The 12,883-nt window shown below is 69.2% G+C and carries 8 protein-coding genes; 3 read left to right on the forward strand and 5 right to left on the reverse strand.

From position 1 onward, the window contains the following. Positions 1–3: 3 nt before the first annotated feature. On the reverse strand, positions 4–1,473 hold the full coding sequence (locus ACX114_RS26805) for an MFS transporter (RefSeq protein ID WP_459289061.1): 1,470 nt from the start codon (positions 1,471–1,473) through the stop codon (positions 4–6). Between the two features lie 85 nt (positions 1,474–1,558). Next, positions 1,559–2,239 carry an NUDIX hydrolase gene (locus ACX114_RS26810; RefSeq protein WP_459289063.1) on the reverse strand — a complete coding sequence of 227 codons (681 nt, stop codon included), beginning with the start codon at positions 2,237–2,239 and terminating at the stop codon, positions 1,559–1,561. A 232-nt stretch (positions 2,240–2,471) separates the two neighbouring features. On the opposite strand from ACX114_RS26810, the gene ACX114_RS26815 reads away from it, so the two are divergent. The 3 genes from ACX114_RS26815 (at position 2,472) to ACX114_RS26825 (ending at position 8,377) form a co-directional block, all read left to right on the forward strand. Then, positions 2,472–4,766: a bifunctional metallophosphatase/5'-nucleotidase gene (locus ACX114_RS26815; protein WP_459289065.1), complete on the forward strand. Its 2,295-nt coding sequence runs from the start codon at positions 2,472–2,474 to the stop codon at positions 4,764–4,766. Then, positions 4,766–6,748 carry a hypothetical protein gene (locus tag ACX114_RS26820; protein ID WP_459289067.1) on the forward strand — a complete coding sequence of 661 codons (1,983 nt, stop codon included), beginning with the start codon at positions 4,766–4,768 and terminating at the stop codon, positions 6,746–6,748. The genes ACX114_RS26815 and ACX114_RS26820 overlap by 1 nt, the downstream gene beginning before the upstream one ends. Positions 6,749–6,844: 96 nt before the next feature. Further along, the gene (locus ACX114_RS26825; RefSeq protein ID WP_459289069.1) at positions 6,845–8,377 is read left to right on the forward strand and encodes a hypothetical protein; all 1,533 of its coding nucleotides are present in this window, start codon (positions 6,845–6,847) and stop codon (positions 8,375–8,377) included. 68 nt (positions 8,378–8,445) lie between these two features. Here ACX114_RS26825 and ACX114_RS26830 read toward each other — a convergent pair whose 3' ends face one another. The 3 genes from ACX114_RS26830 to ACX114_RS26840 form a co-directional block, all read right to left on the reverse strand. After that, positions 8,446–10,284, reverse strand: coding sequence for a GspE/PulE family protein (locus ACX114_RS26830; RefSeq protein WP_459289071.1), 1,839 nt, complete (start codon positions 10,282–10,284; stop codon positions 8,446–8,448). Then, positions 10,281–12,041, reverse strand: a complete 1,761-nt coding sequence (locus ACX114_RS26835) for an MYXO-CTERM sorting domain-containing protein (protein ID WP_459289073.1) — start codon at positions 12,039–12,041, stop codon at positions 10,281–10,283. Before ACX114_RS26835 ends, ACX114_RS26830 begins: the two co-directional genes overlap by 4 nt. A gap of 73 nt (positions 12,042–12,114) precedes the next feature. After that, positions 12,115–12,876, reverse strand: a complete 762-nt coding sequence (locus ACX114_RS26840) for a uroporphyrinogen-III synthase (RefSeq protein WP_459289075.1) — start codon at positions 12,874–12,876, stop codon at positions 12,115–12,117. Positions 12,877–12,883: the final 7 nt, after the last annotated feature.

Below are 12,883 nucleotides of genomic sequence, written 5' to 3' on the forward strand. Positions count from 1 at the left end.
GCCTCAACCGTTGGTGCCCGTACGAGACGACGCGCCCGGCACGGCGCCTGGGACGACGTCACCCACCGGCAGCGGGGCCGCCTTGGGCTGGGGCTTCGCGTTCCACACCCGCGACGCCAGCACCAGGCCCACGATGGCCAGGGGCAGCATGGCCAGGGGCCACGGCTTCCAGTTGGCGGGGTCCTTCATGGCGTCGCCGGTGGGCAGGATGGCCCCGTAGACGAGCGCGTGGATGGCCGTGCCCGCGTACACCGCGCCGTCGATGATGCCCACCACGATGCCCGCGTTCTTCTTGCCGCCGAAGTCCATGGTGGCCGTGCCGGACAGCATGCCGTGCACGCCGATGACGCACAGGGACATGAACACCACGGACCAGCCGGCGCCCACCGTGCCCAGGAGGAACACCGCGCCGACCGCGCCCAGCAGCAGGCCCGCGTAGAGCACCGCGGACACGGGGCCGCGGCGCGAGTCGAAGATGCGGTCGCTGATGACGCCCGCGAACATGCCGCCCAGGATGCCGGCGACGCACGACAGCATGCCCCAGTTGGAGGCCACGAAGCCGCCGGACTCTCCCACCGCCTTGGCGTACTTGGGGAACCACTGCATCACCGCGTTGCGCAGGAAGCCGCTGCAGAACTCCACGCCCAGGATGATGAGGATGACGCGGTTGCTCAGCAGCTTGCCGAACAGCTGCGGCACGGAGAGCGCCGGGCCCGTCTCCCCGCTGGACGCGTCCGCCGTGTCGAAGTCCGGGTGGCCCGTCTGGGACGGCGTGTCGCGGATGACGAAGAAGTCCAGCACCAGGAAGCCCACGAGCAGCGCCGCGGGCACGAAGAACACCCACCACACCGGCGCCGCGTCCGCGATGAAGCGGCACCAGTCGAACGCGAAGTACAGGCCCAGCGAGATGAGGATGCCGAACACGCCGCCCAGCTGGCCGCGCTCACGCACGTGGAACCACGACGCGTTCACCTTGACGATGGAGACCGCGCCGAAGCTCTGGAAGTACATGTTCACGCTGTAGAGGAACGCGAGCCACGCGACGACGCCGCCCGGCGGGGCCCAGCCGTTCTTCAGCACCGCGTACACCAGGCCGCCCATGGCGATGTTCGCCGCCGCGCTGCCGCCCGCGGACAACAGGATGGTGAAGCGGCCGCCCAGCTTGTCCGTCAGCGGGCCGTTGAGGAGGAAGGCCGCGCCGTACGTCAGCGTCCCCCAGAAGAAGATGGTGGCGAAGTCCGCGTTGGACGTCTGCGCGCCCATGGCGCTGGTCGCCACGTTGACGTTGTAGCGCCCCATGTAGAGGAACGCGTACGTCAGGCCCAGCGGGAACCAGTTGAAGAAGCGGCGGCGGCGGAACGCATCGGTGTGCCCCAGCTCCACCTTCGGCAGCCGTGAGAGCACCAGGCCAATGGCCCCGAGCAGGATGACGATGGGGAGCAGCTGGGCCAGCCACGGGGGCAGCGACGACATGCGACGAACCTCGCCTGCTAAAAGGAAGCGGAACGGGGCAGCACCCTACCCCGTCCGTCCTCGACCCGGAAACAGCAAGCGGCTTTCAGGAAAGCCGGGCGAGCAGCCGCGTGAGGGACACCTCCGTCTTCGCGTCCGCGATGTCACCGCGGCGGCACGCGTCCAGCACCGCGCTCAATGGCCGCCACTGCAGGTGGATGCCCTCCTCCAATGGAGAGCCGTCTCCCTCCACCTCGCCCTGCGTCACGCCGGTGACGTCCACCGCGGCCGGGAAGACCTTCTCCGACAGGATGCCCGGCGCGAGGAAGAACGCGCCGCCCAGCAACTGGATGTCCTCCGGCCGCACCGTGTAGCCCGCCTCCTCCTTCACCTCCTCCGCCGCGCGGCGGCGAAGCCCCTCCTCCCCCTTGTCCGCGGGCTCCAGCAGGCCCGCGACAATCTCCTCCACGCGCAGATGGCTCACCGTGTCAGGCACGGTCATGGACGCGGTCTGCTCGCGGCGGAAGTACGCCGCGGGGCGCAGGTTCATGCGCGTCAGGACTTCCACGTTTCCATCCGACGCGCGGCGGTAGATGAGCACCGACACCGCGTCCAACCGGGGCCGGTCCACCACATCCACCCGGTACACCGGAGACGACGAGCCATCCGCGCGCCGGTTGCGGCAGCGCAGCCGACGCACTCGGAGGAAGCCTTCGTCACAACGCGCCGTGGCGGAGAAATCCTCGATGATCTCGATGTCAGTCACATTGGAACTGCTGGGACGCATGTCTGCCTGCTCTCCTGATGTCCTGGTAGGTGGAGGTGCCACGGTGGCGTTGCTTGCCCGTGCACCCTTGATCCCGTAGGTTGCGCCGTCCTCAAGTCGTCACTCCCTACGAATCACGGATCCGCCACGAATGTGTCGCGCACTGCTCGGCCTCTTCTGCGCCTGCGCCCTGGCCCTCGCCTCGTGCATGCCTGTGCTGGAAGGCCAGGATTACCACCTTGAAGGTCAGGAGGTGCGGCTTACCCTCCTCCATACCTCTGACATCCACTCGCGGCTCGTCCCGTACGACTTCACGCCGCTGAAGACGGACCAGGACCTGGAGCTCATTCCCGAGGCCGGTCCCTTTGGCGGTGCCACGCGCATCGCGTCCATCCTCAAGCGCGAGCGCGCCAAGGGCGACCGCATCCTGCACCTGGATTCCGGTGACTGCTTCCAGGGCGCGCCCATCTTCAACGTGAACACGGGCGAGGCGGAGTTCCGCTTCCTCTCCGAGTCCCGTCTGGACGCCGCCGTCGTGGGCAACCACGAGTTCGACGCGGGCGCCCTCAACTTCGTCCAGAAGGCGCGCAACTTCGCCAACTTCCCGCTGCTGGCCGCCAACTACTACTGGGACGACCCGAAGACGACCGGCACCAACGGCGCCTCCATGGTGACCAACCCCTACACCATCCGGACGGTGAAGGGCCTGCGGGTGGGCGTCATCGGCATGGCGAACATCTCCTCCCTCAACTCCATCGTGGAGGGCGGCAACAGCCTGCAGGTGACGCCGCTGGAGCAGAACGAGGCCGCGCGCTCCTACGTGGAGCTGCTGCGTCCGGTGACGGACCTGATTGTCATCGTCAGCCACCTGGGCCTCACCGAGGACCAGGATCTCATCCAGGGTTATGAGGCCTATTACGAGTACGGCCGCGCGAAGCCCTTCATCAACCGCGCGCACGACGCGTGGAAGGTGCTGGAGTGGTTCGGGCCGGAAGGCAACGACAAGTCGGTGGTGCGCGTGCACATCGCGGGCGTCAACGGCATGGACGTGGTCCTGGGCGGCCACCTGCACGTGGTGCTCAACCCGCCGCAGCTGGTGACGGACCCCTCCGGCCGCAAGGTCGTGCTGTCGCACTCGGGCGCGTTCGCCAAGTACGTGGGCCGCCTGGAGCTGGTCGTGAAGATGCCGAACCAGCTGGGCGAGGAGAACGGCGCCGAGGTCATCAGCCAGGACTACCACGCGTTCCCGGTGGACGGCCTCTGGTGCAACGAGGCGATGCGCAAGTACCGCTTCGACGACAACATCTTCTGGGACCCGGGCGAGTTCATCAACGCGCCGGGCGTGCGCGAGGCCATGGCGGAGTGCGGCCGTCAGGAGGACGCGCAGACGACGGACCTGCTCATCCCGTACCTGCTGGGCATGGACGTGAAGCTGCAGCTCACCTCCATCTTCTCCTACGCGCCCCTCGACGTGCAGCGGCGCAACAACTCCAACGGCGGTGACAGCCCGCTGGGCAACATCGCCGCGGACTCCATGCGCAAGCGCAACCGCGTGGAGGCGGAGATGGCGCTCACCAACTCCCTGGGCATCCGCGACAACCTCTACGCGGGCGTGGTGACGCAGGAGGCGATGTTCAACGTGTTCCCGTTCGAGAACACCATCAACATCATGTACCTGTCCGGCGTGGAGATGCAGGAGATGTTCGACTTCGTCACCGAGCGCTCCGCGGAGCGCGGGTGCGTGAGCCAGGCGCAGATCTCCGGCGCCCGCTTCACCATGGACTGCGCCCAGGTGCAGCTCAACGACCTGCGCATCTCGTGCACCCCGGCCACGGTGGCCACGGACTGCCCCCAGGACAACCGCGAGGGCCACGCGCCCTGGACCTGCCTGGAGGACACCGCCGGTTCGCGCTGCTGGGCGCACCCGGGCATCGACATCGAGATCAACGGCAAGCCGCTGGACACCAACGGCACCTACAAGGTCGCGGTGAACGACTACATCGCCAAGGGCGGCTCCGGCTTCACGGTGCTCAAGCGCAACACCACGCGCATCGAGACGGGCATCAGCCTGCGCGACTCGCTCATCGGCTACATGCAGGGCTTCTGCAACTGCGACGACCTGCTCAACGGCCGGGAGACGTCCAGCAACGGCACGCGCTGCGGCTCGCTGGTCAACGGCCAGTGGACGGTGGACGAGAAGACGCTGAACTCCTGCAAGGTGTCCAAGGCCTTCGAGGAAGGGCTCGACAAGACCGTGGGCAGCTGCTCGTGCCGCGACCTGCTCAAGGTGACCGACGATGCCCAGGAGCAGCCGGCGGCCATGGCCCGGTGCGGTCTGCCGGACACGACGAAGCAGGCGGCCCTGGAGCAGTGCGCGCTGCCGCAGGGGCCCTACACCGGCCGCTGCACCTGCCGCGACCTCCTGGTGGGTGGCAACCCCACCTGCGGCAACGTGACGAGCCAGCTGCGTTCCTTCTGTGAGAAGCCCACAGCCATGCCCATCGCGAGCGCCATCGAGGATGGCCGCATCGGGCGGAGGGTGAAGTGATGAAGAGACTCTTCCTGCTGTCCACGCTGGCCCTGGCGGCCGGCTGCTACACGAAGGAGTCCGAGGAGCCCACCGGACTCACGTCCTTCCGCGTGGAGGTGACGAGCATCACCACCGGCGGTTCCGCCGCCACGCTGCTGCCGGTGGTGAACGCCTGCGCGTCGAAGTACGGCAACGACCAGGCGGCGGTGCCGCTCGACGTGCGCGGCACCCCGGACTGCCCCTACACCCTGCCCCGTTCGGACGTGGACATCGGTCTGTCCATCACCGCGCTGGACGGCACCGGCGGGGAGATGACGTCCTTCAACGGGCCGGTGTCCTTCCGGGTCATCCCGGGCGACCTCACCGGTGAGTACGGCCAGCGCTGGACGCAGCTGACCAACGGCAAGGGCACCGGCACCGTGCGCGTGGCCCACCTGTACGGCGAGACGCACGTCTGGGTGCAGGACCAGGACCTGGAGCTCGTCTACGCGGACGGCGGCGTCGTGGGCGACCTGTCCCAGCTGCCCCAGGAGCCGGCCACGCGCACCCTCGCGACCGGCCTGTCCCAGGGCATCCGGTTCGAGGAGCCCGCCATCGCCACCATCAACCTGCCCGAGGGCGGCTCGGAGACGAGCGTCTTCATCAAGCAGTTCATGCGCGTGGGCCGCAACCCGGAGTCCGGCGAGCCGCTGACGCAGAACTGCGACCCGTCCGACCCCAACAACGGCAAGCCGATGATGCTGCTGGTGACGGGCACGGACTCCAGCGGCTTCTACGTCACGGACATGACGGCCTGCCGCGTGGCGGAGAAGAGCGTCACGGGCGCGAACGTCCAGACCGCGGAGCCGGACGGCTTCAACCCGGGCCGCTTCAACAGCATCTACATCTACAACTACTCCTTCCCGGAAGGACTGGACTCCGGCGACCTGCTCTGGACGCTGTCCGGCACGGTGGCGGAGTTCACCAACACCACGCAGATGAGCTTCCCCGCGTGGACGCTGCGGGAGAACGTGCGCCTGTTGCCGCAGGACCAGTGGAACAAGTACCTGGACCAGGTGCCGCCCGTGGAGATCAACGGCCGGCTGTGCGGCTACAGCGGCTCGCCGTACCTGGACGACATCCTGTGCGGCTACAGCTACAAGAACTACAAGATGGAGAGCCTGGAGTCCTCGCTGGTGAAGCTGCGCCGGGTGAAGTTCCCCAAGGTGTTCCGCAACTGCGACGCCAACGGCAACAACGACATGCCCATGTTCTGCCCGGTGGGCAGCAGCGCGTCGCGCACCTGGCAGAACTGCTTCGAGGAGCCGCCGGATGATCCGGACCTGCCGGAGCGCCAGTGCGTCATCGACTGCACGCTGGGCATCGGCGAGTACGCTGGCACCATCTGCGCGGAGAAGACGACGTACACGAACTTCGGTCAGTTCGTGGTGGAGATGAACGCCACCGGCCCCGCGTCCATGGGCATGGACGAGTCCGTCCCCAACCGCATCATGAACGTCAACGTGGGCACCACGGCCGTGCGGCCGGACAAGGCGCTGCCCCAGGGCTACCGGATGAACATCATCTGCACCCAGCCGGTGCACGCGCGCTTCGGCGCGGTGAGCGTGACGGCGGACCAGACGGACACGCTCATCCCGGCGAACACCCGCTACGAGTACACGCTGAAGGGCTCCGAGGTGACGGTCGCGCTGGTGCGCGACGCCGCCGCCACGGCCAACGCCGCGTGCAAGGTCGCGCCGGACACGCGCTCGCGCATCAGCCTGCAGATCAAGGACGCGGTGCCGGATCTGAACCCGGACTGCAACGAGAACGACGCCGACGCGGCGAAGGCGCTCCAGTGCAAGCAGCTGCGGGCGGCCACCTTCGACGTCGTGGGTCACCTGAAGCACGTGGGTCCGGCGCGTCCGCGCTGGAACGTCCTGCCGCGAGACCAGGACGACCTGTGCTGCTATCCCGGGCCCGGGATGGAGTGCCCGAAGCCCATCAAGCCGTGCCCGTAGTCGCCATTCACCTTTGAGCAGTCGCATTGAGCGCCCCGGTGAAGAGCCGGGGCGCAGGGAGGAGCGGTCTCCCCCGGACCGCTTCCTGGAGGGACATTGAAAACGTTGCAGACGCTGGCCCTGGCGGGCCTCACAACCCTTTCCGCGCCCGCTTGGGCCGGGGACTTCGTGGACACCCGTTTGTCGTTCGTCTTCGCGGACGACAACGTGCTGGCGGGCGCGGGAGAGACGACTCCCAACAGCCCCAACGCGCGCTTTGGCGCGGGTAACCAGAACACGCAGTTCTACGACAACTTCAACACCCGGTTCTCCGGCTTCGAGTCCCTGTCGAACGTCGTGCTCTACAAGCGCATGCCGGCGTTCTTCGAGGGCCTCACCACGGAGGCGGCCCTCACGCTGCTGGTGCTGGAGCGCCCGTCCGGCGGTGTCGACATCTTCGACAACTCCAGCTACGTGCGCCTGAACTACCAGCCGCCGGGCTGGGGTGAGAAGGAAGGCATCTCGCTCACCGGCTTCCCGGTGTCCGCGGACCGCTTCCGTCTGGGCTACGCGTACCGCATCTCCTGGGGCGGCAGCTCCATCTTCACCAACCGCGCCACCGCGACGGGTGTGCCGGGCGCCAAGTTCCAGGTGACGCGCGACCGCTGGTACGCGTACGTGGGCGGCAAGACGGCGCTGGTGCTCAACGACCTCATCCTGGAGCAGGAGACGCTCTACGGCGTGATGGCCGGCGCGGGCTGGGACATCCTGGAGACGCTGCGCGTGGAGGCCGGCGGCGGCTACTTCCAGAAGGGCATCGTCCCGGGCCTGGCGAACCAGTCCATCGAGGCGGGCGTCAACTCGGCCGGCGTGTCCGGTCAGGTCGTCTACCACGTGGGCGTGCCGGTGGGCACGAGCGTGGACTTCCGGCTCTACAAGAACGACCCGGAAATCTACCAGCGCTTCTTCGCGCCGGAGACGTACCCGGGTGGCCTGTCGTACTCCCTCTCGCTGGAGGGCAGCTACCTCACGCAGACCCTGCAGGACCCGGACAAGTTCGGCGCCACCAAGCCCCAGGGTGCCGTGGCGCTCGCCTTCCAGGGCCGCGCGAAGCTCAACCGCTTCCGCTTCAACGCGCTGGCGCTGGTGCGCAGCCTGTCCTTCATCCAGTTCGACGTGCCGGGCTTCCCCCCGTTCCAGGACTTCCCCACGGGCACGGTGCTGAAGCCGGAAGTCTTCGGCGCGGTGGGCGTGGACTACAACATCGAGCGGCTGCACCTGACGCCGGGCTTCATCATCGGCGCGCAGCAGCCGGCGTCCTTCCGCAGCCCGGTTCCGCTCGTGGGCGGCAGCAACCCGCCCCCCAGCCTCACCGGCACGCGCACGGTCGTGGTGCGTGACGCCAACCAGCTGAGCATCCTGCCCAGCACCTGCGGAGGCACCAGCGCCTGCGAGGCGGAGCTCATCTGGTCCGCCAAGGCCACCTTCCGGTGGGACCTGTCGGAGACGGTCGCGGCCGTGGGTGAGGTCTACTACACGTACGACACCAACCGGACCACGTTCGAGGACGACGTGACGGGCATCGCGCAGCCGAACTTCGAGAAGCCGCACGCGCTGGGCTTCAACACGCTGCTGCAGGCGCGCTTCTAACAGCCGCCCTGCCCGCTTCGGGCAGCTTCGCGGGGCCCGCCGTGCTTCACGGCGGGCCCTTCGTGTTTTCAGAAGGCGGACGTCATCCGCACCACCTCGTCGAAGGCGGTGAGGCCCTGCGCCAGCTTGCGCACGGCGGCCTCGCGCAGCGTGCGCATGCCCCCGCGCCGCGCCGCTTGCACCAGGTGCTCGTAGGGCGCCTCGCGGGCGATGAGCTCGCGCACCTCGCGGGTGGTGGAGACGATTTCGAAGACGCCGGTGCGGCCGGAGAAGCCGGTGCCGCGGCAGCGCACGCACCCGGCCCCCTTGGACAGCTTCACGCCGCCGGGCAACAGCGGCAGGGGCGCTTCCAGGGCCAACAGCTCGTCCGGCGTGAGCACCGCCTCCTCCGCGCAGTGCACGCAGACGCGGCGCAACAGGCGCTGGGCCATGACGCCCAGCAGGCTCTGCGCCAGGAGGAAGGCCGGCACGCCCAGGTCCTTCATGCGCGCCACCGCGCCCAGCGCGTCGTTGGTGTGCAGCGTGGAGAGCACCAGGTGGCCGGTGAGCGCGGCCTGGATGGCGTTCTCCGCCGTCTCCGCGTCGCGGATCTCGCCCACCATGATGACGTCCGGGTCCTGGCGCAGGATGTGGCGCAGCGCCCCCGCGAAATCCAGGCCCACCTTGGGCTGCACCTGCACCTGGTTGAAGGTGTCCCACACCATTTCGATGGGGTCTTCAATCGTGGTGACGTTGACGTCCGGCCCCGCCACCGCCTTGAGCGCGGAGTAGAGCGTCGTCGTCTTGCCGCTGCCCGTGGGGCCCGTCACCAGGATGAGGCCGTGGGGCTGATCAATCCATGACTCGAAGTGGCCCTTCTCATCCGGGTCGAAGCCCAGCTGGGCGATGTCCTGCACCAGCGTCTCCGGGTCGAAGATACGGATGACCACCTTCTCACCGAAGGCGGTGGGCAGCGTGGAGACGCGGAGCTCCACCTCGCGGCCGTCGCGCTCCGTCTTGATGCGGCCGTCCTGGGGGCGGCGCTTCTCGGAGATGTCGATGCGCGACAGCATCTTCACGCGCGACACGATGGGCGGGTGCACCTGCGCGGGCAGCGTGTAGACGGGGTGCAGCACGCCGTCGATGCGCAGGCGCACCACGGCGGTGGCGCGCTTGGGCTCGATGTGGATGTCCGACGCGCGGTTGTCGAAGGCGTAGCGCAGCAGGTAGTCCACCGCCTGCACCACCGGCCTGTCGGACGCCTCCAGCTCCTGCGTGCCGCTGAGCGACACCAGCTGCTCGAAGTTGGCGATCTGCGCGTTCGCGCCGCCAAAGTCGTCCGCGGCCTTGGCCAGCGTGTTCTTGAAGCCGTAGATGTCCGCGATGGAGCGCAGGATGTCCGTCTTCGCGGACAGCACGGGCTCCACCGGCTCGCCGGTGAGCCGGTGGAAGGACTCGAAGAGCTCGCGGTCGAAGGGGTTGGCCACCGCCACGCGCAGCCGCCCCTGTTCGGTGCGCTCCAGGGGCAGCAGCACGTGCTTCTGCGCGTAGGGCCGGGACACCGTGCGGGTGGCCAGCGCCATGTCCATCTTCAGCGGATCCAGCTTCCGGTAGGCCAGCCCCGCGGCGCGCGCGGCGGCCTCCGTGACGCGGTCCTCGTCCAGCACGCCCCGCCCCCCCGGCGCCGGAACCTGGAAGGCCGCGACCACCTCCACGGGCGACACGTCATAGCGGGCCGCGTCCTTGCCCGTGCCGCCCTGCGCCTTGAGGACGCGGGCACGCGCGGCGGGCTCGCGCGCCAGCACCTCCTGCGCCTGCTGTGGCGTCAGCAGGCGCTGGGCGACCAGGGCCTCCAGCACGAAGCCCAGGGTGAAGTCCGTGGCGCTGCGCGAGGGGCCGCTGCTTCCGGGGGGCGCCGCCTGGGTCACACGTTCCTCCTTCTGCGGGTGGCCAGGAGCAACACGCCGAGCCCCACGAGGAATGCCGCGGAGGTGGGGGCGCTCTGGCAGCCGCAGCCGCCGGGGTCGTTCGTCGTGCCATCCGTGCCGCCGTCCAGCGGCGGGGGCGGCGGCGTGCCACCGTCACTGCACAGGGTGCAGGTGCCGCCGTCCGTCTGCGCGTACGGGTCGTAGCACTGGCCGCCATTGCCGCAGTACAGGCCGTTGGGGCAGTCCTGGTTGGTGCGGCAGGGGGCGATGCAGGCGGTCCCCTCCTGGAACGGCACGCACTGGAGCGGCGAGGAGCAGGTGCCCGCGCCACAGTCGCGGAAGCAGTAGCGGTCCTCGCCGGTGCCGGCCGGGCGGCAGGTGTTGCCGGGGCTGCACGTGCAGGTGGCCACCGAGCACGGCTCCGAGCACACGCCCTGCGGGTTGCCATTGAGCTTCAGGCACTTCTGGTTGAAGCCGCACTCCGAATCCTGGAGGCACGGGTCGCCAACGCTGCGCGTGCCCGAGAACTGCTGCACGCAGGCGTGGTCGCACGAGCGGCAGGCGTAGTTGGAGCCGCAGTCGTTGTTGGTGGCGCAGTCGGCGACGCACACGTCGCCGCCGTTGTCAGGCAGCGTGTTGCAGGTATAGCCCTCGCGACAGTCGCCCTTGCCCGGGCGGCAGTTCTTCAGACAGCGCTTGCCCACGGAGCCCACGGACGTGCACGTGGAGCCGGTGGGGCAGTCCGCGTTGGCGACGCAGGACTCCGTGCAGTAGCCGTCCGTCCACGCCGGGAAGGCGGTGGTCTTGTCCGTGGCCGTGAGGCAGCGCGACTCGGGCGCGCCGCACGTGGAGGCGCTGGTGCAGGGGTTGCCCACCTTGGTGCCCGTGCCAATCGCCTCCGGCAGACAGGCGTACTGCGAGCCATTGATGACGGTGGACGCGCGGCACTGGTAGGGGGCCGGGCAGGCTCCGGGCGTGCCGGAGGGGCACGGCTTGGAGCAGATCTTCATCGAGTTGCCGCTGGTGGTGGACTGCGTGGTGACGCAGGTGAGGCCGGGGCCGCACGCGGCGGTGTCACACGGCGAGCCCACCGCGCCCGTCTGGGGATAGCGCTGGCAGAACGCGCCCCGGTCATAGGACGACAGGGTGCGCCGCTGCGTGCCCGCGTTCAGCGAGAAGTACATCACCGCGTCCGGGTACTCGTACGTGCTGCCCAGGCCCAGACAGTGGCCCACCTCGCGCATCACCGCCGTCTGGATGTCCACGAAGCCCGCGGGCGTGGGGGAGAACGTCGTGAACTTGTGGCTCACGGCGTCCAGGAAGATGTCGCACTGGTACACGTTGCCGCCGTGGCTCAGCGGCACCGCGGCGGCCACGTTGGCGCCGGCGTTGAGCACGTCCTTGTACTCGGTGCTGTTCGGGTCGGTGACCCAGATGGCGGCGACGCTGAAGCCGTCCAGCCGGTCGTTCACGTCCGGGATGGGGACGATGGTGGAGCGGCCCTTGTAGGTGAAGGCGGGCCAGGCGCAGTCCACGTCCTGCCAGGCCTGGAAGGCCTTCTTCACCGCGTCTTCCACCAGCGAGATGTCATTGCCCGCGGGCTGGTTGTTGCGCGCGTCCACGTAGTACGGGAACGGGTCCTGGCTGTTGTTGAGCACCCAGTGTTCCAGGAACTGGTAGCCCCCCTGGGCGTGCGCTGTCGTGGCCAGCGCCAGCAGTCCAAGGAGGAAGACACTCCGCTGCGTCCCACGCTTCATCACCCGCACCTCTTCACGTCACGTCCGCACGGGGCGCTCCGTCTGAGCGCCCGGACGTCACCGGGCGGACAGTCTACCCGTGAACGGCGCGAACGGTGGCATCCACCAGCGCTTCGGGCGTGGGGCGCTCGGCGACGGCGGCCACGGGGATGCCCAACTGCGTCAGCGCGGTCGCCGTGGTGGGGCCAATGGCCACCACCTTCGCGGAGGCCAGCGGCTCGCGGCCCACCCCCTCCACGAAGGCCTCCGCGGTGCGCGGCGAGGCGAAGAGCACCACCTGGGGCGGGGATGCGGCCAGCTCGGCCAGCGCCTCCGGTTCGACGGTGGCCGGAGCGCTGCGGTAGGCCGTCACGCGGGTGACACGCACGCCCAGGTCGCGCAGGCCGTCCTCCAGCTCGCGCCTCCCCTCCTCCGCCGCGGGCAGGAGCACGTCGTCCTCCGGCCCCAGCACGTCGCGCAGGGCGGTGAAGAGCGCCGCGCCGGTGCCCTCGTTGGGCTCGGCCTCCACCTTCAGGCCGTAGCCCTCCACGGCCCTGGCGGTGCGCGGCCCCACGGCGGCCAGCTTCACGCGGGACAGCCGGTCCAGCGTGCCGGCGAGCCGCAGGGCCTCCAGGAAGGCCTCCACGGCGGAGGGGCTGGCGAACACCACCCAGTGGTAGCGCTGCACGTGCTCGGCGGCGGACGCGAGCGGGCGCGGGTCCTCCGGCGGATGCAGCTCCAACAGCGGCAGGCTGAGGACCTCCGCGCCCTCGTCCTCCAGGAGGAAGCACAGCTCCTCGGCCCGCTCACGCGGGCGCGTCACCAAGATTCGGATGCCATCCAGTCGCGGGTCCACGGGCCGG

The sequence above is a fragment of the Corallococcus sp. M7 genome, assembly GCF_054512695.1.